Source organism: Aminobacter sp. J44 (genome assembly GCF_007829415.1).
Taxonomy (GTDB): Bacteria; Pseudomonadota; Alphaproteobacteria; order Rhizobiales; family Rhizobiaceae; genus Aerobium.
Window position 1 is genome coordinate 51,690 of sequence record NZ_VLJG01000089.1, and the last position, 26,355, is coordinate 78,044.

The 26,355-nt window shown below is 65.4% G+C and carries 22 protein-coding genes; 6 read left to right on the top strand and 16 right to left on the bottom strand.

The features are described from left to right. The first annotated feature begins 20 nt into the window (after positions 1-20). A complete protein-coding gene (locus L610_RS19735) occupies positions 21-1,415 on the top strand; it encodes an MATE family efflux transporter (protein WP_051473057.1) in 1,395 nt (464 codons plus the stop codon). Between the two features lie 339 nt (positions 1,416-1,754). Here the strand turns inward: L610_RS19735 and L610_RS19740 are convergent, their stop codons facing one another. From L610_RS19740 to L610_RS19760, 5 genes are all read right to left on the bottom strand, one after another. Continuing rightward, the gene (locus L610_RS19740; protein ID WP_144707040.1) at positions 1,755-2,735 is read right to left on the bottom strand and encodes a branched-chain amino acid ABC transporter permease; all 981 of its coding nucleotides are present in this window, start codon (positions 2,733-2,735) and stop codon (positions 1,755-1,757) included. Further along, positions 2,735-3,622 carry a branched-chain amino acid ABC transporter permease gene (locus L610_RS19745; protein ID WP_024846480.1) on the bottom strand — a complete coding sequence of 296 codons (888 nt, stop codon included), beginning with the start codon at positions 3,620-3,622 and terminating at the stop codon, positions 2,735-2,737. Before L610_RS19745 ends, L610_RS19740 begins: the two co-directional genes overlap by 1 nt. Before the next feature lie 71 nt (positions 3,623-3,693). Continuing rightward, on the bottom strand, positions 3,694-4,893 hold the full coding sequence (locus L610_RS19750) for an ABC transporter substrate-binding protein (RefSeq protein WP_144707042.1): 1,200 nt from the start codon (positions 4,891-4,893) through the stop codon (positions 3,694-3,696). A 44-nt stretch (positions 4,894-4,937) separates the two neighbouring features. Then, a complete protein-coding gene (locus L610_RS19755; protein ID WP_024846478.1) occupies positions 4,938-5,684 on the bottom strand; it encodes an ABC transporter ATP-binding protein in 747 nt (248 codons plus the stop codon). Next, positions 5,677-6,432 carry an ABC transporter ATP-binding protein gene (locus L610_RS19760; protein ID WP_024846477.1) on the bottom strand — a complete coding sequence of 252 codons (756 nt, stop codon included), beginning with the start codon at positions 6,430-6,432 and terminating at the stop codon, positions 5,677-5,679. Before L610_RS19760 ends, L610_RS19755 begins: the two co-directional genes overlap by 8 nt. Positions 6,433-6,786: 354 nt before the next feature. Between L610_RS19760 and L610_RS19765 the strand changes: the two genes are divergently transcribed. Then, positions 6,787-8,157, top strand: a complete 1,371-nt coding sequence (locus L610_RS19765) for a cytochrome P450 (RefSeq protein ID WP_024846476.1) — start codon at positions 6,787-6,789, stop codon at positions 8,155-8,157. Between the two features lie 583 nt (positions 8,158-8,740). Here the strand turns inward: L610_RS19765 and mutS are convergent. Beyond that, a complete protein-coding gene (gene mutS / locus L610_RS19770) occupies positions 8,741-11,392 on the bottom strand; it encodes a DNA mismatch repair protein MutS (RefSeq protein ID WP_144707082.1) in 2,652 nt (883 codons plus the stop codon). Between the two features lie 194 nt (positions 11,393-11,586). Between mutS and L610_RS19775 the strand changes: the two genes are divergently transcribed. Then, positions 11,587-13,872: an NADP-dependent malic enzyme gene (locus L610_RS19775; protein ID WP_024846474.1), complete on the top strand. Its 2,286-nt coding sequence runs from the start codon at positions 11,587-11,589 to the stop codon at positions 13,870-13,872. 57 nt (positions 13,873-13,929) lie between these two features. Here L610_RS19775 and L610_RS19780 read toward each other — a convergent pair whose 3' ends face one another. The 10 genes from L610_RS19780 to sppA form a co-directional block, all read right to left on the bottom strand. Continuing rightward, positions 13,930-14,811, bottom strand: coding sequence for a GNAT family N-acetyltransferase (locus L610_RS19780; RefSeq protein ID WP_024846473.1), 882 nt, complete (start codon positions 14,809-14,811; stop codon positions 13,930-13,932). Positions 14,812-14,969: 158 nt separating this feature from the next. Next, positions 14,970-17,258: a PAS domain-containing hybrid sensor histidine kinase/response regulator gene (locus L610_RS19785; RefSeq protein WP_144707044.1), complete on the bottom strand. Its 2,289-nt coding sequence runs from the start codon at positions 17,256-17,258 to the stop codon at positions 14,970-14,972. A gap of 69 nt (positions 17,259-17,327) precedes the next feature. Beyond that, the gene (locus L610_RS19790) at positions 17,328-18,323 is read right to left on the bottom strand and encodes an MDR family oxidoreductase (protein WP_144707046.1); all 996 of its coding nucleotides are present in this window, start codon (positions 18,321-18,323) and stop codon (positions 17,328-17,330) included. A gap of 54 nt (positions 18,324-18,377) precedes the next feature. Continuing rightward, the gene (gene lspA / locus L610_RS19795; RefSeq protein WP_024846470.1) at positions 18,378-18,866 is read right to left on the bottom strand and encodes a signal peptidase II; all 489 of its coding nucleotides are present in this window, start codon (positions 18,864-18,866) and stop codon (positions 18,378-18,380) included. Positions 18,867-18,873: 7 nt separating this feature from the next. Beyond that, on the bottom strand, positions 18,874-19,719 hold the full coding sequence (locus L610_RS19800; protein WP_144707048.1) for an RNA methyltransferase: 846 nt from the start codon (positions 19,717-19,719) through the stop codon (positions 18,874-18,876). A 523-nt stretch (positions 19,720-20,242) separates the two neighbouring features. After that, positions 20,243-21,217, bottom strand: coding sequence for a class I SAM-dependent rRNA methyltransferase (locus tag L610_RS19805; RefSeq protein WP_246659065.1), 975 nt, complete (start codon positions 21,215-21,217; stop codon positions 20,243-20,245). Between the two features lie 63 nt (positions 21,218-21,280). Continuing rightward, positions 21,281-22,243, bottom strand: coding sequence for an ornithine cyclodeaminase family protein (locus tag L610_RS19810; RefSeq protein ID WP_144707052.1), 963 nt, complete (start codon positions 22,241-22,243; stop codon positions 21,281-21,283). Positions 22,244-22,252: 9 nt separating this feature from the next. Continuing rightward, positions 22,253-22,585 carry a LapA family protein gene (locus L610_RS19815; protein ID WP_144707054.1) on the bottom strand — a complete coding sequence of 111 codons (333 nt, stop codon included), beginning with the start codon at positions 22,583-22,585 and terminating at the stop codon, positions 22,253-22,255. A gap of 30 nt (positions 22,586-22,615) precedes the next feature. Then, positions 22,616-22,909 (bottom strand): integration host factor subunit beta, encoded by a 294-nt coding sequence (locus L610_RS19820; protein WP_144707056.1) that lies wholly within the window; start codon positions 22,907-22,909, stop codon positions 22,616-22,618. A 58-nt stretch (positions 22,910-22,967) separates the two neighbouring features. Then, on the bottom strand, positions 22,968-23,936 hold the full coding sequence (gene sppA / locus L610_RS19825) for a signal peptide peptidase SppA (protein WP_144707058.1): 969 nt from the start codon (positions 23,934-23,936) through the stop codon (positions 22,968-22,970). Positions 23,937-24,182: 246 nt separating this feature from the next. Between sppA and lptC the strand changes: the two genes are divergently transcribed. The 3 genes from lptC to lptB are packed head-to-tail and all read left to right on the top strand — an operon-like array spanning position 24,183 to position 26,259. Continuing rightward, positions 24,183-24,914 (top strand): LPS export ABC transporter periplasmic protein LptC, encoded by a 732-nt coding sequence (gene lptC / locus L610_RS19830; protein WP_144707060.1) that lies wholly within the window; start codon positions 24,183-24,185, stop codon positions 24,912-24,914. Next, positions 24,904-25,452 carry an LptA/OstA family protein gene (locus L610_RS19835; RefSeq protein ID WP_024846462.1) on the top strand — a complete coding sequence of 183 codons (549 nt, stop codon included), beginning with the start codon at positions 24,904-24,906 and terminating at the stop codon, positions 25,450-25,452. Before lptC ends, L610_RS19835 begins: the two co-directional genes overlap by 11 nt. A 3-nt stretch (positions 25,453-25,455) precedes the next feature. Next, complete coding sequence (gene lptB / locus L610_RS19840; protein ID WP_024846461.1) at positions 25,456-26,259, top strand: LPS export ABC transporter ATP-binding protein; 804 nt, start codon at positions 25,456-25,458, stop codon at positions 26,257-26,259. Positions 26,260-26,355 lie beyond the last annotated feature (96 nt).

Sequence of the window (26,355 nt, forward strand, 5' to 3'; positions counted from 1 at the left end):
CAAAACGGTAATGACCACGGATGACCAGTCTTCCCGCTGATTCCGCGCCGGTGCGCACCGGCTCCTCATGGCTCGCCGAGGCAAGGGCGATGCTCGCGCTCGCCTGGCCGATGGTGCTGACCAATCTCGGCCAGACGGCGATGAACACCACCGACGTGATGATGATGGGCCGCCTCGGGCCCGAAGCGCTTGCCTCCGGCACGCTCGGCTCGAACCTCTATTTCGCGCCGATGATGTTCGGGCTTGGCCTGATCCTCGCGGTCTCGCCGATGGTCGCCTTCGAGATCGGCCGCAACCGCCATTCCGTGCGCGACGTGCGCCGCACGGTGCGTCAGGGGTTCTGGATCGCCTGCATGGTCGTCGTGCCGCTGTGGCTGTTCCTCTGGCACACGGAGGAAATCCTGCTCGCGATGGGGCAGGAGCCGGAGCTTGCGGCAGGCGCCGGCGTCTACATGCGTTCGATGCAGTGGTCGATCCTGCCCTTCTACGGCTTCATCGTGCTGCGCTCCTTCATCTCGGCGCTCGAGCGGCCCGGCTGGGCGCTCGTCATCGTCTTTGCCGCCGTGGGCTTCAATGCGCTGTCCAACTACTGCCTGATGTTCGGCAAGTTCGGCTTCCCGGCGCTCGGCCTGTTCGGCGCCGGCATCAGCACGACGCTGTCCGCCACGCTGATGTTTGCCGGCATGGCAATCGTGGTCACGCGCCATCGCGTCTTTCGCCGCTACCGCCTGTTCGGCCGCTTCTGGCGCCCCGACTGGCCGCGTTTCTGGGAAATGCTCAGGATCGGCCTGCCAATCGCCGGTATCCTCGTTTTCGAGGTCGCGGTGTTCGGTGCTTCCGGCCTGTTGATGGGCCTGATCGACACAACCTCGCTAGCCGCCCATGCCATCGCGCTGCAGATCGGCGCCATCACCTTCATGGTGCCGATGGGGCTTGGGCAGGCGGCAACCGTGCGTGTCGGCCGTTTCCATGGCGCCGGCGACCGCGAAAGCCTTGGCCGCGCCGGCTGGACCGCTCTTGCCATGGGCCTTGCCTTCATGGCGATGACGGCGATTGCCATGATCACCGTGCCGCGGCTCCTCATCATGGGCTTCATCGACATTTCCGATCCGGCCAATGCCCCCGTGGTCGCCAAGGCGATAACCTTCCTGTCGGTTGCGGCGGTGTTCCAGCTGGCCGACGGCGCGCAGGCGGTCGGCAGCGGCATGCTGCGCGGCCTGCGCGACACGCGCGTGCCGATGCTCTACGCCGCCATCGGCTACTGGGCGGTCGGCCTGCCGCTCGGCGCGGGCCTTGCCTTCTGGGGCGGCTTTGCCGGTGTCGGTATCTGGATCGGCCTCGCCACCGGCCTTGCCGTCGTCGGCGCCCTGCTGATCGGACGGTGGGTGAGGCGGGAGCGGCTGCTCGGGGCTTGATGTGATGCTCCCCTGCGCGCCGCTGAGGGGGGGAAGGGGTACGGGAGAAATAGATAGCCACTGACTGATGTTCATTCCCGGCGCGTCCGGTTCGGCGCCGCGGGCACACGGGACACATTCAGGCATGGATCCGCGGGTGAGGCCCGCGGATGACGAGGAGGAAATGCCGGGAAAACCTGGTGACGCCTCGGCTGCGCAACGGCGGCAATCTCGCGCTTACTTTCCAACTTCGTCATCGTCGGCCTTGAGCCGACGATCCATGCCGGAACTCCTCCGTTACACCAGCGAGCGACACGCCAGACGCAACGTCCCCTCGCGCCTGAAGCCCACAGGCGCCCATCACAGCGGCTTCTTCAGCCACCTTGCCAGCACGCCGACAACGCCCTCGCGGAACAGCAGCACGCAGATGACGAAGATGCAGCCCTGGATCACCGTCACCCATGCACCCATGGTGGCGAGGTAGTTCTGCATCGTCACGATCACCGCGGCGCCGACGATCGGCCCGAACACGGTGCCCATGCCGCCGATGAGCGTCATTAGCACCACCTCGCCCGACATCGACCAGTGCACGTCGGTGAGCGACGCCAGCTGGAACACGATCGCCTTGGTGGCGCCCGCGAGCCCCGCCAGCGTCGCCGACAGCACGAAGACGGCGAGCTTGTAGCGGTTGGTGCGGTAGCCGAGTGAGATCGCGCGCGGCTCGTTCTCGCGAATCGCCTTCAGCACCTGTCCGAATGGAGAGTGGATGATGCGGTAGATGAGCAGCAGCCCGCCGAGGAAGATCGCCAGCACCACGAAGTAAAGGCTGAAGTCGGATCGCAGGCTGAGGACGCCGAACAGGTTGCCGCGCGGCACAGCCTGGATGCCGTCTTCGCCGCCGGTGAATGGTGCCTGCAGCGAGAAGAAGAACACCATCTGCGCGAAGGCGAGCGTCACCATGGCGAAGTAGATGCCCTGCCGGCGGATCGCCAACGCGCCGAACACCGTGCCGAGGATCGCCGACGCCACGACGCCGGAGAGGATTGCCAGCTCCGGCGGAAAACCCCAGACCTTGGCCGCGTGGGCCGAAACGTAGGCCGCGCCGCCGAAATAGGCCGCGTGGCCGAAAGAGAGCAGGCCGCCATAGCCGAGCAGCAGGTTGAAGGCGCAGGCAAACAAGGCGAAGCACAGCACCTTCATCACGAAGACGGGGTAGAGCAGGAACGGCGCGACGAGGCCGGCTGCGAGCAGACCGATGAAGATCGCCGCATGGTGGGCTGGCATGCCGGCGCGCGCCTGCTGCGCGGCAATGCCGGATTGCGTTTCGATAGCCGCGGTCATCAGGCAGTCCTCCCGAACAGGCCGGCGGGTTTGACGAGCAGGACCACCGCCATGATGACGAAGATCGCCACTGACGATGCCTCCGGATAGAAGACCTTCGTCAGGCCCTCGATCAGACCGAGGCCGAAGCCCGTCACGATCGCGCCGAGGATGGAGCCCATGCCGCCGATCACGACGACGGCGAACACGACGATGATGAGGTCGGCGCCCATATTGGGGTTCACCGAGTAGATCGGTGCGGCGAGGACGCCGGCGAAGGCAGCGAGCGCGACGCCGAAGCCGTAGGTCAGCGTGATCATGCGCGGCACGTTGATGCCGAAGGCGCCAACCAGCGTCGGGTTCTCGGTGGCGGCGCGCAGATAGGCGCCGAGCCGCGTCTTCTCGATCACGAACCATGTCCCAAGGCAGACGACGAGCGAGGCGACCACGACCCAGCCGCGATAGTTCGGCAGGAACATGAAGCCGAGGTTCTGTCCGCCGGCAAGCTGGGGCGGGATCGCATAGGGCAGGCCGGAGATGCCGTACTGGTTGCGCAGCACGCCCTGGATGATCAGCGCCAGGCCGAAGGTGAGCAGCAGCCCGTAGAGATGGTCGAGGTGGTAGAGCCGCGAGATCAGCAGCCGCTCGATGATGATGCCGGTGATGCCAACGACGACCGGCACGATGAGGAGCGCCCACCAGTAGCCGATGCCAAGATAGGTCAGCAGCATCCAGGCAACGAAGGCACCCAGCATATACTGCGCGCCGTGCGTGAAGTTGATGATGTTGAGCAGGCCGAAGATCACTGCCAGCCCCAGCGACAGGATCGCATAGAAAGACCCGTTGATCAGACCGAGCAGCAGCTGCCCGAAGAGCGCCTGTGGCGGGATACCAAGTAGTTCGAACATAGATTCGTCCTGCCGGTTGATGCGGGAGAGGGCGCGCACCACGATGGCGCGGCGCGCGCGGTCTCAGGCTCTTACTGGACGAGCGGGCAGCCGCCGTCAGCGAGCGGGCGGAATGCCTTGTCGGCCGGGATGGTGGCGAGCTTCTCGTAATAGTCCCACTCTCCCTTGGAGTCGCCCGGCGCCTTGACCTTGAACAGGTACATGTCGTGCACCTTGCGGCCGTCTGCGCGGATCTCGCCCTTGCCGAACAGCGGATCGTCCGTCGGCAATTCCTTCATCTTGGCGATGACGGTGTCCGCATCAGCCGACTTTGCCGCCTCGACCGCCTTCAGGTAGTGCAGCACGCCGGCATAGACGCCGGCCTGCACCATTGTCGGCTTGTCGCCGTCCTTCTCCTGGAAGCGTGCGGACCATTCGCGGGTGCTGTCGTTGAGATCCCAGTAGAAGCTCTCGGTCAGCACCAGGCCCTGCGCCGTCTCAAGGCCGAGCGCGTGCACGTCGGTGAGGAAGATCAGCAGGCCGGCCAGCGCCTGGCCGCCCTGGGTGATCCCGAACTCGGCCGCCTGCTTGATCGAGTTGATGGTGTCGCCGCCGGCGTTCGCGAGGCCGATCACCTTGGCGCCGGACGACTGCGCCTGCAGCAGGAACGAGGAGAAGTCCGTGCCGGGGAACGGGTGGCGCACCGAGCCGACCACTGAGCCGCCGGAGGCTTCCACCACCGCGGTGGTGTCGCGTTCGAGCGCATGGCCGAAGGCGTAGTCGGCCGTCAGGAAGAACCAGCTGTCACCGCCGTTCTCCACCATCGCCGAGCCGGTGCCGTGGGCGAGAGCCCAGGTGTCGTAGGTCCAGTGGACGGTGTGCGGCGAGCAGGCAGGGCCGGTGAGGTCGGATGSCGCCGCACCCGAATTGATGAAGACGGCGTTGGCTTCACGCAGCACTTCGTTGACCGCGAGCGCTGCCGAGGAAGTCGGTACGTCGACGATCGCCGTCACGCCTTCCTGGTCGACCCACTGGCGCGAGATGGTGGAGGCAACGTCCGGCTTGTTCTGGTGGTCTGCCGAGACGATCTCAACCTTGATGCCCTTGTCCGCGGCGCCGAAATCGTCGACCGCCATCTGCGCGGCGATCACGGATCCTTCGCCGGCGAGGTCGGCATAGACGCCCGAGCGGTCGTTCAGCACGCCGATCTTGACGGAGATGTCCTGCGCCAGCGCGCTCGACGCCATAAGCGAGGCAGCGAGGGATGCCAGCAGAATTCCAGTCTTCCTCATGTCAGTCTCCTCCGATTGCGGCGCATTTTGCGCCATTGCTCCCCCTACACGCCGAGATAGGCGTGCAGTTTTTCGAGATTGGCCTCGAGCTCGTTATTGGCGATTTCGTCGATGACGCGACCCTGCTCCACCACGTAGTGACGGTCGGCAACCGTCGAGGCGAAGCGGAAATTCTGTTCGACGAGGACGATGGTGAAGCCCTCGTTCTTCAGCCGCGCGATGGTGCGGCCGATCTGCTGGATGATGACGGGCGCGAGCCCTTCGGTAGGCTCGTCGAGCAGCAGCATCTTGGCGCCGGTGCGCAGGATGCGCCCGATCGCCAGCATCTGCTGCTCGCCGCCCGAAAGCTTGGTTCCCTGGCTCGACAGGCGTTCCTTGAGGTTCGGGAACAGCTCGAAGATTTGCTCAACCGTCATGCCGCCTGGCTTCACCTGCGGCGGCAGCATCAGGTTCTCCTCGACCGAGAGCGAGGAGAAGATGCCGCGTTCCTCCGGGCAGAAGGCGATACCCTCGCGCGCCACATAGCGCGCCGGCACATGCATCAGCTCCTTGCCCTGGAAGACGACCGAGCCCTTGCGTTTGGGCAGGATGCCCATGACGGACTTCAGCGTCGTCGTCTTGCCCGCGCCGTTGCGACCAAGCAGCGTCACCACCTCGCCCGGATAGACGTCAAAACTGACGCCATGCAGCACGTGGCTTTCGCCGTACCAGGCTTCGAGGTTGCGGACGGACAGCAGCGGATCGCGCGCGGGACTGGTTTGCGCGCGGGGTGCGGTGGCAGCCTCAGCCATGGCCAGCTCCAATGTAGGCCTCGACGACGCGTGGATCCTTCGAGACAGTTGCGTAGTCGCCCTCGGCGAGCACCTTGCCGCGCGCCAGCACCGTGATGGTGTCGGAAAGCGAGGCGACGACCGAAAGATTGTGCTCGACCATCAGGATGGTGCGGTCGGCGGAGATGCGCTTGATGAGCGCGGCGATGCGGTCGACATCTTCATGGCCCATGCCGGCCATCGGCTCGTCGAGCAGAAGCATTTCCGGGTCGAGCGCCAGCGTGGTTGCAATTTCCAGCGCGCGCTTGCGTCCATAGGGCAGGTCGCCGGCAAGCGTCGTCTCGAACTGGGCGAGGCCGACGTCGGCGAGCAGCTCCCGCGCCCGGTCGTCGAACTGCGACAGCACCTTTTGCGAGCGCCAGAAGTCGAAGGAGTCGCCGCGCTGGCGCTGCAGCGCGATGCGCACGTTCTCGAGCGCGGTGAGGTGCGGGAAGACGGCGGAGATCTGGAACGAGCGGACGAGGCCGAGCCGGGCGATGTCTGCCGGCGACATCGCGGTGATGTCCTGGCCCTTGTAGGTGATGCGCCCGCGCGTCGGCGACAGGAACTTGGTGAGCAGGTTGAAGCAGGTGGTTTTGCCAGCCCCGTTCGGGCCGATCAGGGCGTGGATCTGCCCCTTTCTTACGTTCAGGCTGACGCCCTCGACGGCGTAGAAACCCTTGAATTCCTTGGTCAGGTCTTCCGCGGCCAGAATGACGCCGTCCTGCATGCGTACCTCACACCCGGGCGATCGCGCGCAGCGCGTCGCAATTGTTGCCGTGTGCCTCCTCCCAGAGGCTTTTGGTCATTCCCCCTGGCCGCGCGATCTGCTGTCACGCGTTCCATCTTTGAAAATGCACAAAGGAAAACGCAAAGCAAGAAAACAGTTACTCAAAATCGTTTCTTCCGCGCCGGAAGCGAAAATCAGGAGCTTCGCAAAAATACACGCGTTAATTAAATTCGGAATTTATGTCAGCACTTCTGACCGAACTTCGAGAGTTCTCGCGAGTTATTTGACACGGACTCCGTAGCCGTTTCCCGCTGTCCGATTGAACCCGCTCGAGCCCTTGCCTAGGTAGGAAAGATGGACATCAAGCCGACACCGTTCGTCCCGCCCGCGCCCAAGCCGCGAACCCGTCCGCCGACGACGCTGGAGCTGATGCGGATCGTCTACCGCAACCCGCTCGAGCTGTGGGGCGAGCCTTCTTACAACGAACCGTGGATCTCGATCGGAACCGGCGTCGGCGGCCCGCTGCTGATCGCCAACGATCCGGCGCTGATCCGCCACATCCTCGTCGACAACGCGAAGAACTACCGCATGGCGCGCGTGCGCCAGAAGATCCTGCGCCCGATCCTGCATGACGGCCTGCTCACCGCCGAAGGCGAGGTCTGGCGCCGCTCGCGCAAGGCGATGGCGCCGGTTTTCACCCCGCGCCACATCGAGGGCTTCGCCGGGCCGATGCTGCGCATCGCCGAAAAATTCGCCGGGCGCTACCACGACGGCATGGTCACCGATGTCGCCCGCGACATGACCATGCTGACCTATGACATCCTCGCCGAGACGCTGTTTTCCGGCGAGGTTTCCGGCAACCCCGACGATTTTGCCCACCAGGTCGACCATCTCTTCGAGACGATGGGCCGCGTCGACCCGCTCGACCTCATCGGCGCGCCGGACTGGATCCCTCGCATCACCCGTATTCGCGGCCGCAAGACCATGGCGTTCTTCCGCAAGCTGGTCGCCGACACCATGCAGATGCGCAAGGACAAGCTTGCCCGCGACCCCGATGGCTCGCCGAACGACTTCCTGACCCTGCTCCTCAAGGCCGAGGGTCCGGACGGCTTGAAGGCCAGCGAGATCGAGGACAACATCATCACCTTCATCGGCGCCGGCCACGAGACCACCGCGCGTGCGCTCGGCTGGACGCTCTATTGCCTTGCCGAGGCGCCGTGGGAGCGTGACCGTGTCGAGGCCGAGATCGACGAGGTCATCGCCTCGACGCCGGACCCGTATGAGTGGCTCGGCAAGATGCCCTATACTCGCGCTGCCTTTGAGGAAGCGATGCGGCTCTACCCACCGGCGGCTTCCATCAGCCGCGAGGTCATTCAGCCCGAGCGCTGGCGCGACCTCGACATCATCGCCGGCGCGCAGATCCAGATCATGCCGTGGACGATCCACCGCCACCGCAAGCTCTGGGATAATCCCGAGGCGTTCCTGCCCGAGCGCTTCCATCCCGGCAACCGCGAGAAGATCGACCGATACCAGTATCTCCCGTTCGGCGCCGGCCCGCGCATCTGCATCGGAGCGGCGTTCGCGATGCAGGAGGCCATCATTGCGCTTGGCGTCCTCATGTCCCGCTTCCGCTTCGACACCACGCCGCAGACGAAGCCCTGGCCGGTGCAAAAACTCACCACCCAGCCGCAAGGCGGCCTGCCAATGCGGGTGACGCGGAGGTGAGGGGGTAGGGGCTTAGGGGAGTAGGGACTTAGGGGAGGTAGGTAGCTAGATAGCTAGTAGTTAGGCAGATTTGCCCCTCATCGCCCACCCGGGCACTTCTCAGCGTAAAGGGGGAAAAGGCCGCTGTTCCACGGCTTTCGCCAATCGTTGATGCGGGGATCAGGAAGCAGAAAGTTATGAGCAACCAATGGCCTAGATGGCTATCGCTCCTCTCCCCGTTGCGGGGAGAGGATGCCGGCAGGCAGGTGAGGGGCAAGGCCGTCGGTTCAAGTTCAGCGCGACTTCGCCGGCAGGCAGGTGAGGGCAGCGCCGGCTTCCGGAAGGGGGCGTGCTGCCCCTCATCCGCCCTCCGGGCACCTTCTCCCCGCAAGCGGGGAGAAGGGAGGAAGGCGCTTTTGCAGAGTGCTTCCACGGCTGGGGAACGAGCGCCTCAGTCCGCGTCCATCTTTAGTTATGAACAAGGGTGGGGATGGTGATGCAGAATGGTCTCACCTCGCTCCTCTCCCCGTTCACGGGGAGAGGATGCCGGCAGGCAGGTGAGGGGCAGCGCGAGGTTTCAGAACCCGCTCCGGCGCCCAAAACCTCACTTCTTCGCCGCCAGTTCCTTCAGCCGGTACAGCGCTTCCAGCGCCTCGCGCGGCGTCATGTCGTCCGGCTGCAGCCCGGCGACGGCTTCCGTCAGCGCATCGTTCGCTTTTGGCGCGGCGGCTTCGCGTTTGGCGGCAACCGAGAACAGCGGCAGGTCGTCAACCAGCCGGTCGGCTTTGCCGGACGTCTCACCTTCCTCAAGCTGGTGCAGCACCTCGCGCGCGCGTTCGACCACCGCCTCGGGCAGGCCCGCCAGCCGTGCCACCTGCACGCCATAGGATCGGTCGGCCGCGCCCATGCCGACCTCGTGCAGGAAGACGACGTCGCCTTCCCACTCCTTCACCCGCATCGTCACATTGTGCAGGCGCGGCAGCTTGCCGGCGAGCGCGGTGATCTCATGGAAGTGGGTGGCGAAGATCGCGCGGCAGCGGTTCTTTTCGTGAAGGTATTCCACCGCCGCCCAGGCGATCGACAGGCCGTCGAAGGTCGAGGTTCCGCGGCCGATCTCGTCGAGGATCACCAGCGAGCGCTCGCCCGCCTGGTTGAGGATCGCCGCCGTCTCGACCATCTCGACCATGAAGGTCGAGCGGCCGCGTGCAAGGTCGTCCGAGGCGCCGACGCGCGAGAACAGCCGGTCGACAACGCCGATATGGGCGCTGGTCGCCGGCACGAACGAGCCCATCTGCGCGAGAATCGCGATCAGTGCGTTCTGGCGCAGGAAGGTCGACTTACCGCCCATGTTCGGGCCGGTCAGCAGCCAGATGGCACCGTATTTGCCGCCGTCCTCGGGCGAAAGATTGCTGTCATTGGCCACGAACGGGTCGTCCAGCTGGCGCCGCAGCGCCTGCTCGACCACCGGATGGCGACCGCCCTCGATGCGGAAGGCAAGGCTGTCATCGACGCGCGGTCGGCAATAGTTCTCGCTGGTCGCCAGCACAGCGAGCGCGGCCGAGACGTCCAGTTCCGCCAGCGCCGCCGCGCCCGCGCGGATCGCCTCGGCATGCGAGACGACTTCGGCGAGCAGCGTGTCGAACACTGAAAGCTCGATCTGCAGCGCCCGGTCGGCGGCGTTGGCGATCTTCGTCTCAAGACCCGCCAGCTCCGTCGTGGTGAAGCGCATCGCATTCGCCATGGTCTGGCGATGGATGAAGCGCGCCTTGGCGGCATCCGTGCCCGTCAGGGCTTCGGCATTGTTGGCCGTCACCTCGATATAGTAGCCGAGCACGTTGTTGTGGCGGATCTTCAGCGACCGGATGCCGGTCTCCTCGATCAGCTCGCGCTCCATCTCAGCGATGACGCGGCGCGACTGGTCACGCAGCGCCCGCATCTCGTCGAGCTCGTCATGATAGCCCTCGCGCACGAAGCCGCCGTCGCGCTTCAGGAGCGGCATTTCCTCGGCAAGGGCGCGGTTGAGGTGGTCGCGCAGGCTTTCCGGCAGCGCCCGCAGCTCCTCGCAGCATTTCGTCAGCCGCTCCGGCAGCATGGCCGAGGAGAGCAGCTCTGCCACCTGCCGCGCCGCGTCGATGCCGGTGCGCAGCGCGCCGAGGTCGCGCGGCCCGCCGCGGTTGAGCGCAAGGCGCGACAGCGCGCGCGGCATGTCCGGCGCGCCCTTTAGCAGTGCGCGCAGACCCTCGCACAGCCGCGTCTCCGACTGCAGGAATGAGACGCAGTCGAGCCGCGCCTCGATCTCGGCCGGGTTGGTGAGCGGGGCGGTGAGCCGCTCGGCTAAGAGCCGCGCGCCGCCGCCGGTGACCGTGCGGTCGATCGCCTTCAGAAGCGAGCCGTCGCGGTTGCCCGACAGTGTGCGTACGAGTTCCAGGTTCGCGCGCGTCGCCGCGTCGATGAACAAGGTCGCGGCGTTCTCCTCACGTTCGGGCCGCGCCAGCGGCGGACGCTCGGAGATCTGCGTCTTCTCGACATAGGCGATCGCCGCCGAAATCGCCGATAGCTCGGCGCGGCTGAACTGGCCGAAACTCTCCGGCGTCGCGACATTGTAGAAACGGGCGATGCGGCTGGTGGCCGCCGCCGAATCGAACAGCACCGCCGGGTGCGGGCTGGCGACCCGCCCGAGCACGTCGAACACCGGCTTCAGCTCCGGATCATGGAACACGGGCTCGGCGACGACCACCTCGCGCGGGTCGACGCGCAAAATATCGGCGAGCAGCCGGTCGGCGGCCGATTCCGCCACCTTGAAGGCGCCGGTCGAGATGTCGATCCAGGCGAGCGCGTAAGCGTGTTCGGTCGTGCCGCGCACGCGGCCAATCGCCATCAGGTAGTTTGCCTCGCCGGGCGCAAGCAGCTTTTCCTCGGTGATAGTGCCGGGCGTGACGAGGCGCACCACGTCGCGCTTCACCACCGCTTTGTAGCCGCGCTTTTTCGCTTCCGCCGGATCTTCCATCTGCTCGCAGACGGCGACGCGGTAGCCCTGCGCGATCAGCTTTTCGAGATAGTCGTCTGCCGAGTGCACCGGCACGCCGCACATGGCGATGTCCTCGCCCTGATGCTTGCCGCGCTTGGTGAGCGCGATGCCCAGTGCCCGGCTGGCGATTTCCGCGTCCTGGAAGAACAGCTCGTAGAAATCGCCCATCCGGTAGAACAAGAGCGAATCAGGATTCGCGAGCTTGATCTCGATGTACTGCTCCATCATCGGCGTCGCGCCTTCGGCGGACAGCTGGAGCGTGGAAGCGGGGTTGATTGGCGTCTGCTGATTCAAGGGAACTTGCCTTCGCTGAAAGCCGATGTCCTGCTTGGCGATTTAACGCTGGCAAGTGTAGCCTCAATCGATATAGGTCGGCAAAACTCCACAGAAACGAGCCTGCCCAGGAAGGAAACAAGCGCCAGATGCCACTGAACGACACGACCGCCGAAGGGGGACCGTCGGTCACTCCGCAAGAAGCCCTCGATTTTCATGCGATCGGCCGCCCGGGCAAGCTCGAGGTCACGCCGACCAAGCCGATGGCCACCCAGCGTGACCTGTCGCTGGCCTATTCGCCCGGCGTCGCGGTCCCGGTGAAGGCGATCGCGGAGGATCCGACCCGCGCCTTCGATTACACGTCGCGCGGCAACATGGTGGCCGTGATTTCCAACGGCACGGCGATCCTTGGCCTCGGCAATCTCGGCGCGCTGGCTTCTAAGCCGGTGATGGAAGGCAAGGCGGTTCTGTTCAAGCGCTTCGCCGACGTCGACGCGATCGACCTCGAGGTCGACACTCAGGACGTCGATGAGTTCATCAACTGCGTGCGCTATCTCGGCCCGTCCTTCGGCGGCATCAACCTCGAGGACATCAAGGCGCCCGACTGCTTCATCATCGAGCAGCGCCTGCGCGAGATCATGGACATTCCGGTGTTCCATGACGACCAGCACGGCACCGCGATCATTGCCGCTGCCGGCCTCATCAACGCGCTGGAAATCACCGGCCGCGACATGAAGACGACCAAGCTCGTCTGCAATGGCGCGGGCTCTGCTGGCATCGCGTGCATCGAGCTCGTCAAGGCGATGGGCTTTGCCCCGGAGAACGTGATCCTCTGCGACACCAAGGGCGTGGTCTACAAGGGCCGCACCGAGGGCATGAACCAGTGGAAGTCGGCGCATGCGGTCGAGACCGACAAGCGCACACTGGCCGACGCCATGGAAGGCGCGGACGTCGTGTTCGGTCTCTCCGCCAAGGGCGCCTTCACCGACAAGATGATCGCCTCGATGGCGAAGAACCCGATCATCTTCGCGATGGCGAACCCGGATCCGGAGATCCTGCCGGAAGAGGTCGCCGAGATCCGCACCGACGCGATCGTCGCGACCGGCCGCTCCGACTACCCGAACCAGGTCAACAACGTCCTCGGCTTCCCCTACATCTTCCGCGGCGCACTCGACGTTCGCGCGACCACCATCAACGACGAGATGAAGATCGCGGCTGCCCGAGCGCTCGCCGAGCTTGCCCGCGAGGACGTGCCGGACGACGTTGCTGCCGCCTATCGCGGCAACCGCCCGAAGTTCGGCCCGAACTACATCATCCCGGTTCCGTTCGATCCGCGTCTGATCTCGGCGATCCCGCTTGCGGTCGCCAAGGCCGCGATGGATTCGGGCGTTGCCAGCCGGCCGATCCTCGACCTTGAAAAGTACCGGCAGGAGCTGCTTGCCCGCCGCGACCCGATGGCGTCGACCCTGCAGCGCATCTACGAGCGCGTGCGCCGTCAGCCCAAGCGCGTCGTCTTCGCCGAGGGCGAGGAGGAGCAGGTCATGCGCGCCGCGGTTTCCTACGTGAACCAGCAGCTCGGCAGCGCGATCCTGATCGGCCGTGACGACGTCATCAAGGAAAATGCCCGCCAGGCCGGCATCGACCTCGACCGTCCAGGCATCGAGATCATCAACGCGCGCCTGTCGCGCAAGAACTCGATCTATACCGAGTTCCTGTACGAGCGCCTGCAGCGCAAGGGCTACCTGGTCCGCGACTGCCAGCGCCTGATCAACAACGACCGCAACCATTTTGCCGCCTGCATGGTGGCGCTCGGTGATGCGGACGCGATGGTGACGGGCGTGACCCGCAACTACTCGATCGCGCTTGACGATGTTCGCCACGTCATTGACGCCCGCCCCGGCCACCGCGTCATTGGCGTCTCGATCGTCATTTCCCGCGGCCGCACCGTGATCGTCGCCGACACGGCCGTCCACGACATGCCGAATGAGACCGAGATCGCCGACATTGCCGAGGAGGCAGCGGGCTTTGCCCGCCGCATGGGCCATGAGCCGCGCGTGGCGCTGCTGGCCTACTCGACCTTCGGCCACCCGCAGGGCGAACGCTCGGCCCGCGTCGCGGAAGCGGTGCGCATCCTCGACAAGCGCCGCGTCGACTTCGAGTATGACGGCGAGATGGCGGCGGATGTCGCGCTCAACCCCGAGCTGATGCGCCAGTATCCGTTCTGCCGCCTGTCGGGCCCGGCCAATGTGCTTGTGATGCCGGCTTATCACTCGGCTTCGATTGCGACCAAGATGCTGCAGCAGCTCGGCGGCTCGACGGTGATCGGCCCGCTGCTCGTCGGCCTTAACAAGCCGGTGCAGATCGTGCCGCTGAACGCCAAGGACAGCGACATCGTCAACATGGCCGCAATCGCTGCCTACACCTCCAACGGCTGATGCAAATGCTGCACCCGGCGCCCCTGCGGCGCCGGGTGACTCTGCGTAAGTTGGTTCTTACGAAACGCGCGGGGCGAAGCGGTCGGCGTCCGCGCCGTAATAGTTGATGTAGCGCGACGAGATGCTCTCGACCGGCAGCACGATGAAGACGTCGGTCGTGCCGAATTCGTGGTCGACGACGCAACCGTCCCCAATCTTCGCGCCCAGCCTCAGATAACCCTTGATCAGCGGCGGCATCTCGTTGAGGGCCGCGCGCGCGTCGATCGCCTCGGCCGGCATCAGGTCCATCTCGTGGTAGCGCGACGGCACTGCCGAGACGCGCCAGTCGCCGCCGGCGCGGCAGTTCTGCGCCAGGAACGATAGCGCCTGCGCGTGTGCAGCCGGCACCGTGCCGTGAAACGAGGCGCATCCCGTCATTGCGCCGATGCCGTAGTGGCGCACATAGGCCCAGATGCCCTGCCACAAGAGTTCGATGGTACGGCGCGAGCGGTATTCGGGCAGGACGCAGGAACGCCCGAGTTCCAGGAAGCGGATGTCGGGGTGGCGCGCAACCAGCCGGTCGATCTCGAATTCGGCGCTCGAATAGAAGCCGCCGGTCGCCATCGCCACGTCCTGGCGCAGCAGCCGGTAGGTACCGACGACCTCATTCTTCGTGCCATCTGTTCCGCGGTCGATGACGAGCAGGTGGTCGCAGACGTCGTCGAAGCGGTCGGCATCGACCTGGTCGGCAGCGCTCGCAAGGGTTGCTCCCTTTGCGCCCAGCTCCTCGTGAAAGACCCGATAGCGCAGCTTCTGCGCGACCGAAATGTCATGCGTGCCGCCGGCCAGCCGCACTTCCAGTGTCGCGATCCGTCCAAGCACGGTTCCGGGCTGCAATTCGTTGCCACGCGAGGTGACGAAACCGGAAAGCCCGCGCGATGGGTCCAGCAGGTCTTGCATGGTCGATTCTCCTCGGCTGCCGTCAGCAGTCCTAAGCCATCTGTCGGGAAGGGCGAAGGCCTTTGCGGACGGCAAGGCCAATTATGCTTGCCGGACCCGCCCCTGACCACCGCCGCAACGCCGGTCGACCAACGATATAGGCGTTTTCTGCAACGGAACTATGACCGTGCGGCGTGTTGTTCCGTTTCCAGCCGCTTGCCATGGCGCTCCACCGCGGCGACCAGCGCCTGCGGGTCGAGCGGCTTGGTGAGGAACCCGGTGGCACCGTGGGAAATCACGCCCTTGCGTGTCGCCTCCTGCCCGTCGGCGGACAAGACAAGGATCGGCACGGGCGGCTTGCCCTTGGCTTCCTCGAACTTGCGGATGTGGGCAATCGCGTCGAGCCCGTCCATCACCGGCATGTGCAGGTCCATCAGCACGACATCGAAGTCGCGCTCCTGCACCGCGTCGACCGCCGCGCGGCCGTTGCCGACGACCTTCACCTGATGACCGCTTTTGGTAAGCGCAGAGCGCGCCAGCAGCGCGTTGATGTCATTGTCCTCGGCGATCAGCACGGAGAAAGACGTCGCGCCGCTGGCGGTGGTTTCGATACGGCGCTCGCCGTCGCCGGCGGGCGCCGCGTTTGCCGCCACAGGTGCCGCGGTCAGCACCCGCATCAGCGTTTCGCCGCGCACGGGCCGTGCCAGGAACGCATCGTAGCCTGCCGCGCGGTAGCGCGGCAGCTTGCCGCGATCGGTCGGCGAAATCAGGATGATCGCTTGCGACGGGCGAATGCCGGCGCCGCGCAGCCGCTTGAGCAGCCGCGCGTCGACATTTTCCATCTCCGCGTCCATGAAGACGACGTCATAGGCGGCGCGGCCCGGTGCAGCGACGAGATGCTCGATGCACGGCACGATCTCGGGTTTTCCGCCATGGGCGGTAATCGTCCGTGCGATTGCCTCTGCTTCCATGCCGTTCTTCGACACGATCAGGCAGGAGCGGCCGTTCAGCGTGCGCACGATCTGCGGCTTGCGGCGCCCCTTCTGCGCGGGAAGCGAGATGGTGAAGCGCGAGCCCTTGCCGCGCTCCCCGGTGGCGGTGATTTCGCCGCCCATCGCCTCGACGATGCGCCGCGAGATGGCGAGCCCGAGGCCTGCGCCGCCATGCTTGCGGGTCGAGGTGCCGTCGCCCTGCTCGAACTCCTCGAACAGCCGGCCGATGTCCGCCTCGTCGAGGCCGGGACCGGTGTCGGTCACATCGATGCGCAGCATGTCGCCCTCGAGCTTCAGCTCCACCAGCACGCCGCCGGCTTCGGTGAACTTCACCGCATTGCCGATCACGTTGAGCATCACTTGCCGCAGCCGGCCGGGATCGGCTCTGATCGTGTCCGGCACCTGCGGGTCGATGTGGCAGCCAAGGCCAATCGATTTCGCGTAGGCGCGCGGGGCAAGCAGCTCGACGACGTTCTCGGCCAGCTCGCGCGGCGAGACTTCCTGCGCTTCGAGTTCAAAGCGGCAGAACTCGATCTTGGAGTAGTCGAGCAAATCCTCGATCAGCGCAAGGAGCGCCGAGGCCGAGGTTGAAACGGCATTGACGTAGGTCTTCTGCTCCGGCGACAGGCGCGTGTCGGCAAGCAGCTTCGCCATGCCCATGATGCCGTTCATCGGTGTGCGGATCTCGTGGCTGACGGTGGCAAGGAAGCGCGACTTCGCCTGGTTGGCCGATTCCGCCCGCTCGCGGGCAATGTTCGCCGCCTCTTCGGCGCGCTTCAGCGCGGTGATGTCGCGGGCGATCGCCCGGTGCGAGACGGCGTTGTTCACCTTGTCGCGCGCCGACAGCTCGATCCATGAGAACCAGCGCTCGCCGTCCTTTGCGCGGATGACGACGTCGGTTGAGGACAGATACTCGCCGTTCGAGAAGGCGCTGTCGGGCACGACGCCGATCTCGACGCCGACGTCGCGCAGTTTCTTGCCGACCAGCTGCTCCGGCCGGCAGCCGAGCAGGTCCGAAAGCACCCGGTTGGCATAGACGATGCGCCCGTCCCGGTCGCGGTGGACGATGATGTCGCCCAGTGCATCGATCAGCTCGTGGAAGCGCTCCTCGCTCTCCTGCATCTCCCACATGCGGTCGGCGAGGTGCTCGATCTCGAAGCGGTTGCGGTTCGCAGTCTCGTCGATCAGCGAGGCAAGCCGTCCCTTGTCGCGCAGCTCCGCGACCATCAGGTAGATCGTGACGAGGCTGATGAAGACGAGCCCAGCCGCGACGGTCAGCGAGGAGTGGGTGAAATAGGTGACGGCTGCAAGCGTCAGCAGCGCCAGCACCAGCGCCGGCCGCAGCAACGAGCGCGCCGGGCTCGCCTCGGGCTCGTGGGCCAGCGGCGGCGGGGTGATGCGCATCCGCACGCGCCCCTGCGCGTCGGAGTTTTGGGTGTCGCGTTCGGGTCGGTTCGTGGCACGCTTATCCAACATGCCATGACCCTACGGCATAACGCTTAGGGAAGGTTGTGGCCCGCCGCTACAATTTTAGCGATTTCGCCTTTACGCCGTCATGTCGATGACGAGACGGCCGCGAACCTTGCCTTCGATGATGTCATGCGCCGCGTTTTCGATCGCGTCGAACGGCATTAGCGTGGAGATCGCGCGCAGGTGCTCGCGGTCGAGATCCTTCTCGATCCGCTGCCAGGCTTCCAGCCGCAGCTCGCGCGGCGCCATCACCGAATCGACGCCAAGCAGCGAAACGCCGCGCAGGATGAACGGGGCAACGCTTGATGGCAGGTCCATGCCGCCGGCAAGGCCGCAGGCCGCGACCGCGCCGCCATATTTGGTCATCGACAGGACGTTGGCGAGCGTATGGCTGCCAACCGTGTCGACGCCGCCTGCCCAGCGCTCCTTGCCGAGCGGCCGCGCCGGGTTGGTCAGTTCCGCGCGCTCGATCACCTCAACCGCACCCAGCTGCTTCAGGTATTCGTGCTCCGACGGACGGCCCGTCGAGGCGATGACGTGATAGCCGAGCTTCGACAGGATCGAGATCGCGACCGAGCCGACGCCGCCGGCGGCACCGGTGACGATCACCGGCCCGCGCTCCGGCACGATGCCGTGCCGCTCCAGCGCCATCACGCACAGCATGGCGGTGTAGCCGGCGGTGCCCACGATCATCGCGTCGATCGGTGACATGCTGGCCGGCAGCGGCACCAACCACTCGCCTTTGACGCGGGCCCGCTTTGCATAGGCGCCGTGATGCGTCTCGCCGACGCCCCAGCCGTTGAGGACGACCTTGTCGCCGGGCTTCCAGTTCGGGTTCTCGGAGGAGATGACCGTGCCGGCAAAGTCGATGCCGGGGATCAACGGCCACCGCCGGATCACCGGCGCCTTGCCGGTGATCGCAAGCCCGTCCTTGTAGTTGACCGTGGTGGCTTCGACGGCGACGGTGACGTCGCCCTCTATCAGATCCGCGTCGGTCAGTTCGACAAAGGCGTTGGTCTGGTTCTTTGCTTCGTCCTGCGAAACGAGCAACGCGGTGAAACGATCGGACATGAGGCTTCCTCGTGAGGCATTTGCCCGCGAGTTTGGCCGCCGCCTGTCGCAGGGTCAACCGTTTCGCTGTGCGCTCTTGCTTCTGCGCCAGACGATGAACTCATCCAGCACCACCAGTGCAGCGCCGACCGAAATGAAGGCGTCGGCGAGGTTGAACACCGCAAACGACCAGGTCGGCAGGTGGAAAAGCACGTAGTCGACCACGTAACCGAGCCAGACGCGGTCGATCAAATTGCCGATCGCGCCGCCGACGATCAGCGCAAAGCCCAGCCGCGCCAGCACCTGCTTCTCGTCGGTGCGCGCCGCGATCCAGATGACGAAGGCGGTCACCGCCAGCGTGATGACGACGAGGCCGAGCGAACCGAAGTCCGACATCATCGAGAAGGCGATGCCGGTATTGTGCGTGCGATAGAGCGCGAGGAACGGCAGCACCGGCACTCCTTCATGCATCGGCAGATACGCCTCGACGGCGAACTTGATCGCCTGGTCGACGATCACAGAGAGGATCGCGATGAGCCCGTAGGGGAAAAGGAGTGCCTTCATGAAGAGCCTATACGCCGCCTGATGGCAGCGCATGCCGCCGGATTTCGTAGAGAGCAACGCCGGTGGCAACCGCCAGGTTCAACGAGTCGGCGCGGCCGGTCTGCGGAATGCGGATCAGCTGGTCGCAGGCCGCGGCGAGCTGGTCGGGCAGGCCCTGCTGCTCGTTGCCCATCATCAGGATCACCGGCCCGCCATCATATTTCGGCTGGCGGTAGTCGACGGAGCCTTTCAGATGCGTGCCGAACAGGCGCGCGCCGCTCGCCTTGCGCCAGGCAAGGAAGTTTTCGACACTGGTCTTGGTCACCGGCACCGCGAAGATCGAGCCCATCGTCGCGCGTACGGTCTCGAGCGAAAACGGGTCGGTCGTGTCGCCGATCAGGATGACGCCCTTTGCGCCGACCGCGTCGGCGGTGCGGATGATGGTGCCGAGATTGCCGGGATCGCGCACCCGGTCGAGCGCGACGTAGACGTCGTTGCCTTCGGGGCGAATGTCCTTTAGCGGCAGCCAGCGCTGCTTGAACACGCCCAGCACCATCTGCGGGTTGTCCTTGCGAGTGATGGCGCCGAGCACCTTTTCCGACACTTCCAGCACCAGCCCGCCGGCGGCAAAGGTCTTGGCCGCGATCTTCTCGACGGCGGCGTTGCCACGCTGGTTCTTGGCGAACACCAGCGTGCGGATCGTCCAGCCCAGCTCCATCGCGTCGATGACCAGCTTCAGCCCTTCGGCCATGAAGGCGTCCTGGGCATCGCGAAACTTCTTCATCGCCAGCGCGCGGATGTCCTTGACGATGGGGTTGGAGAGGCTCSTGACCTCCTTCACCTGCCCGACGCGTCTTTGCTCTTCACCGCTCATGGATGGATTTCCTCGAATGGACCCCCMCCCCTAGCCCCTCCCCACAAGGGGGAGGGGGATCGGAGAGGTCTGTCCTCGTCTTTCAAACTCTGCTGCGCCCGCTGCACGGGACCTTGCTGCGCCGAACGAGCTGGGTCGTCAATGCGCCACAACGCCTTCGGGGATCTTGTCACGTCACTTATGGCCAGTCGTGTCCCCGGGCAGACAGGCTTCCTCATCAACATTTGCTGACGGGGTGTGGGAACGATACCCCCACCCCTACCCCCACCCCTAACCCCTCCCCACGAGGGGGAGGGGGATCGGAGATGTCGCTCATCAACCCGTGGGTTGGACGGATAGTGGGCCCTCACGACCAAAGCCCACCGCCCCACCCAGAAACCTCGCCACCGCGAGACCGGGGAAACCTGCCAACGTTCCCCTCCCCCTTGTGGGGAGGGGTTAGGGGTGGGGGTACAACTGGCACCGGTTGCCAGCGCTCTGCGCGGCGACCGTCCGGTCGGCTCCCGTCCCACCGCACCGAACCTCATTCCGCGACCCAGCGCGAGAACAGCGAGGTCGACAGCACGCGGCCGGCGGATTTTTCGCGGATGACCAGCTCACCCGATTCGACGCGCCCGCCCATGCCGGCAAAGGTGTCGCGCATCAGCGTGTGGATCGCAAAGAACGAGGCGCGGATCGAATAGGCGGTCAGCACGACGGCGAGCGGCTTCGGCGTCAAAATCTCGCGGCACACATCCGCCATCGCCGGCAGGTGGTCGAACAGCTGCCAGACCTCGCCCTTCGGTCCGCGGCCATAGGCAGGCGGGTCGAACAGGATGATGTCGTAGCGGCTGCCGCGGCGCTCCTCGCGCTCGACGAACTTCATCGCGTCGTCGCAGATCCAGCGGATCGGCTTGTCGGTGAGGCGGGCAAGCTCCTGGTTCTCGCGCGCCCAGCCGATCGCCTTCTTGGACGCGTCGACATGCGTGACCTCTGCGCCCGCCCGGGCCGCGACCAGCGAGGCAAGGCCGGTATAGCCGAAGAGGTTCAGCACCCTGACCGGGCGCTTGGCCTTGCGGATCAGCTCTTCCATGAAGTGCCAGTGCGTCGCCTGCTCGGGGAAGACACCGACATGGCGGAACGAGGTGAAGCGCCCGAGATAGTCGGTGCCGTCGAAGCGCATCGGCCAGGTCTCGCCGAGCGGCGCCTTGGGGAAGCGCCAGCGGCCCATGCCTTCCTCGTCGGTGTCGCCGGTAAAGATCGCGTCGGCCTTGGCCCATTCCCTTTCGGGCAGCGCGCGTTTCCAGATCGCCTGGCCCTCGGGCCGGTCGATGCGGTAGGGGCCGTACTGCTCGAGCTTGCGGCCGTCGCCCGAGTCGAGCAGCGCATAGTCGGCATTGGGTTCAACGGTCAGGATCAGCGGCAGCGTTTCGGCCGGCAGCGCGCCCTGGCGGCGCACGATCTCGCGGCGCGGGGCGGCGTTCTGACTGTCATTGCGTTTGTCGCGCGGGGCTTTCAAGCGTCTGCTCCGGATGTCTGGCTGTTCGCGCTTCTGCCACAGCGCCAGCCGGGCCGCAACGCGTCAGCCCTTCATCGCCCGGTAGACGGCGATTCCTGCGGCGAGATCTTCCAGCGCCGCACCAACCGACTTGAACAGGGTAATTTCGTCAGCACTCTGGCGGCCCTGCGCCTTCCCGCGCGTCAGCTCCAACAGGTCGCCGACGATTCCTTCGGCCGTAAGCGTCCCCGAAGCAATCGCCTGGACGATGTCGCCGGCCTCCTTGGTGGCGCCCGCGCGGGTGTCGACATAGACCCGCGCGCTGGCGACGGCCGCGTCATCGCTTTCGCGAAGAGTCGGGGTGAAGGCGCCGACGAGGTCGACGTGGGTGCCGGGCTTCAAAAATTCGCCCTTCACCAGCGGCGCATCGGAAATCGTCGCCGATGAGACGATGTCGGCCCAGCCGACCGACTCATCGAGATCATCGGCAACCGACACGTTCAGCCCCTCGGCCTTCAGGCTCTCGGCAACCGCTTCGGCGCGGCTTCTGGTGCGGTTCCAGATGCGGATTTCCTTGATCGGACGCACGGCCGAATGCGCACGGGCCAGGAACGGCGACAGCGCTCCGGCGCCGATCACGAGCAGCTTCGAGGCGTCTTCGCGCGCGAGATAAGTCGCGGCCAGTGCTGAGGCGCAGGCGGTGCGCCAGGTGGTCAGCCGCTGCCCGTCGATCAGCGTCAGCGGCTCGCCGGTCTTGCCGTCGAGGAGGAGATAGACGCCCATCACCGCCGGCTTGCCGATCGCGTTGTTGTCCGGCGAGACGGTAACGATCTTGACGCCGATATGCCCGTCGCCCGAGGCGCTGTTGGCAAAGTCGGTCCAGGCCGGCATCAGCAAGAGCGTGGAGTCGGCGCCCTGCGGATGCTCGACAGTGTGATGATGCCGCACCGGCTGGATCGCGCCTTCGCGGAACGCATTGCGGAGGGTTTCGACGAGCCCGGCATAGGTCAGGCTGCGATCGACATCAGAAGCAGAAATGTTCAGCATGAAGCCTGCTCAGGCGTTGGGACGAGGAAGTGCCCGCGCATCGGCGGGTGCAGCCGGCGCCGGCGTTGCCTTCTGCACAGCGGCGAGCTCTGCGTCGCGCTTGCGCGCGAGCTTGCGGTAGCGGCCCTGGCGCAGCCAGGTCGCGAGCGAGCCGATGATGAGGCCGATCGCCAGCGCGATGAAAAGAAGCACGAACAGCGGAAGCGTGATCGTCAGCCCCGGATTGCCGGGGTTGAACGGATCGATCGTGAAACTTGTCGGCGCCCGGTTGGCCACGGCCAGGGCGATCAGGATGACCGCGAGCGGAATCAGGACGACGACGGTGATGAAGCGGTTGAGCATGTGCATTTCCTGGCGTCGTCGCCCGTCGTCCTATTCGTCTTCGTCGGTGGCGTTCAGCCGCTCGCGCAGCTCCTTGCCGGTCTTGAAGAACGGAACCCACTTCTCCTCGACCTCGACGGATTCGCCGGTGCGCGGATTGCGGCCGACGCGTGCCGGGCGATTCTTCACCGAAAATGCCCCGAATCCGCGCAGTTCCACGCGGTTGCCCTTAGCCAGCGCCTCGGTGATCTCCTCGAAAATCGCATTGACGATGTTCTCGACGTCGCGAAGGAACAGGTGCGGATTGCGATTGGCGATGGTTTGTACCAGTTCAGACTTGATCATCGTAGGCAGCTCCCGCCAAATGCCATGGTCCAACTATCCAAGTGATTTTACTTGCCTTTTAGTCGCCCAGCCCCGGGGCAGGTTGCCAGACGGACAACAGCCCGTCAAGGAACATGCGGTCGGCGCCGGTGCGTGCGGCAAGATCGGCTCCCAGCTTATCGAGGCCGAGCAATGCGCCCAGGGTCCCGGCCAGCGACAGCGGCGAGAACAGGCCTTGACGCTCGGTCGACTTCCACTCGACGACGGCGAGCTCCGCATTGACGCCCTTGCCTGCGAGCCACTCGATCGCCTTTTCCTCTCCGCCGAGCGCATCGACCAGCCGGCGCTCCAGCGCCTGCCTGCCGGTGAAGATAGAACCGTCCGCGACCTGCAGCACTTCTGTGCGCGACATGCCGCGACGCTCGCCGACGAGGCCGATGAACCATTCATAGCTGTCCATGACCAGCGCGCGGATCATCGCGCGCTCTTCTTCCGTGGTCGGGCTGAACGGTGACGGCTCGGCCTTGAGCGGCGACGATTTGACACCCTCGAGCTTGACGCCGACGTTCTCCATCAGGCCGGTGACGTCCGGATACTGCACCAGCACGCCAATGGAGCCCACGATCGACGACTGGCGCGCGACGATCTGGTCCGCGGCGCTGGCGATCATGTAGCCGGCGGAAGCTGCCAGCGTTCCCACCTGCGCCACCACCGGCTTCTCCGCCGCGAGCTTGCGGATCGCCTCGTAGAGCGCCTCGCCACCGGCGGTGGTGCCCCCCGGCGAATTGATCCAGACGATAACGCCCTTGACCTGCTCGTCCTGCCGGATTCGGTCGAGACGCTTCAACAATTCGTCATCTTCGGTGATCGTGCCTTCGATCCTGACCTTGGCGATATGGGCGATGCCGGTGCCCATGCGGTCTCGCATTGCCCAGGAGGCAAAGGCACCCACAGCAACAATCAGTGCCAGCAGGCCGAAAAGCCGCCAGAAAGTAAGCTTTCGCCGCAATCTCCTGCGGTCGATGATGTCGTCTGCGCGGTTAGCCATGATGCGCCTCTTTGGTTCGGCCCCATCTTTCAGAGAGGAGCTTTTAGTCGATGCTGATAGACGCGGGAAGTGTTTGCGGGTGCCGTTTGGGAAGTTAACGCTTTCCAAACCGGGTCTGTATCTCTATTGCCATCTCGCAAACTCATCCAAAAAACACCATATTGGAGTGTGATCGCGCCAGGGGACGCTGAGCAGGGCGGCTATTGTGCTGTCGCAGCGAGCGCAGGCTCGGAGAACGGATACAACATGACCCATACGGCTACGGTACGGTCGCCCGACGCGCGACTGCAGACGACGCCCACTCATGGCGCCCGCGCGCACACCCAGGCCAGCCGCGTTGAAGCCGCCTTCAGCCACGCGCAGCGCCATTCGCGCCGCGTGCGCGTCCTCAAGATCGTCCTGCCGACGCTGGCGGTCATGGCGACGGTCGGCTTCTTTGCGACGTCGTGGCTGGCGACGCCGCTGGGCGTGTCGTTTGACCTTGGCGCCACGGCGATCGAGGACGGCCGCATCGTCATGTCCGATCCGCGGCTCGATGGCTTTACCGGCAATGACCGCCCGTATTCGATGGCGGCATCGCGCGCCATGCAGGACCTCGGCAACACCAACATCATCGACCTTGAGGGCATCGAGGCGAAGCTTCCCTTCGACGATGCCAACTGGGTGAACATTGCCGCAAAGAGCGGCACGCTCGACCGCACGGCGAATACGCTCAACCTCAACGACAAGATCGAGCTGTCCACTGACACCGGTATCACCGCCGTCCTGCAGTCGGCAAAGGTAGATTTTCGCGGCGGCAATCTGGACTCGGATACCCCGGTCGACATAACTCTGTCTGGCGCTCGCATCGAAGCGGATTCCTTCCAGGTGCGTGACCGCGGCGCGGTCATGATCTTCGACAAGCGGGTGCGTATGGAAATCGAGCCGCAACGGCTGCAGACGGCGAAATCCGGAGAGGGAGGAGCCAATGAGAATTGATACCCGCGGGGTCTTGCTGGCTGCTGCGATGCTCCTGCCACTTGGTGGCATTTCGTTTGCGCAGGAAGGCCGGATGACGGGCATCAAGCTCGATGGCGGCAAACCGATCCAGATCGAGAGCGACAGGCTCGAGGTGCGCGAGGCCGACGGCCTGGCGCTGTTTACCGGCAACGTCTCGGTCGTGCAGGGCCCGACCCAGCTGCGCGCCGGCCAGATGACGGTCTACTACAACAACAAGGGCGGCGGCTCGGCGACGACCGGCCAGGCCGACATCGACCGCCTCGAGGTTTCGGGCAAGGTCTATGTGAAGTCGGAGAACCAGGTCGCCACCGGCGACGAGGGCAGCTTCGACATGCGCACCGAGGTGCTGGTGCTGACCGGCAAGGAAGTCGTGCTGACCGAGGGCGATAACGTCATCGTCGGCTGCAAGCTCACCGTGCAGATGGCGACCGGCCAGGCACAGCTCGACGGCTGCGGCGGCAAGCAGACGGGCGGCCGGGTCAAGATGCTCCTGAACCCGGGTTCGCAAAGGCGCTGATCCTTGAAGTTTCCCGCCTTTCTTCGTCGATCCGGGGCAGCCGCCCCGGCGGCCGCGCCAAGCGCTGCTGACCGCGACCGCTTCCGCGGCACGATGATCGCCCGCGGGCTGACCAAGAGCTACAAGGGCCGGCAGGTCGTCAGCGGCGTCTCCTTCGGCGTGCGTGCCGGCGAGGCGGTCGGGCTGCTGGGCCCCAACGGCGCCGGCAAGACCACCTGCTTCTACATGGTCACGGGCCTCGTCCCGGTCGATCAGGGCACCATCGAGATCGACGGCTACGACGTCACCGCGCTGCCGATGTATCGCCGCGCGCGCCTTGGCATCGGCTATCTGCCGCAGGAAGCGTCGATCTTCCGCGGCCTCTCGGTCGAGGCCAACATCCGCGCCATCCTCGAAGTGGTGGAGAAGAGCCGCAAGCAGCGCGAAAAGCGCCTCGACGAACTCCTCGAGGAGTTCCACATCTCGCACCTGCGCAAGTCGCCGTCGATGGCGCTGTCGGGCGGTGAGCGCCGCCGCCTCGAGATCGCACGCGCACTCGCCAGCAACCCGAACTTCATGCTGCTCGACGAGCCGTTTGCCGGCGTCGACCCGATTGCGGTGTCCGACATTCAGCAGCTCGTGCGGCATCTGACCGCGCGCGGCATCGGCGTGCTCATCACCGATCACAATGTCCGCGAAACGCTCGGCCTCGTCGAGCGCGCCTATATCATCCACGCCGGCCAGGTGCTGACCCATGGCGTGCCGGACGAGATCGTCCGCAACCCGGACGTTCGCCGCCTCTACCTTGGTGAAGGGTTCACGCTTTAGGCACCCGCATGCCTAAACGTTAATCACAAGATAAGCCTTCTCTGGCACTTTCCCTTGACAAGCAAAAGCCGGGCCAGTTTGGTACGGCCTTCGTCG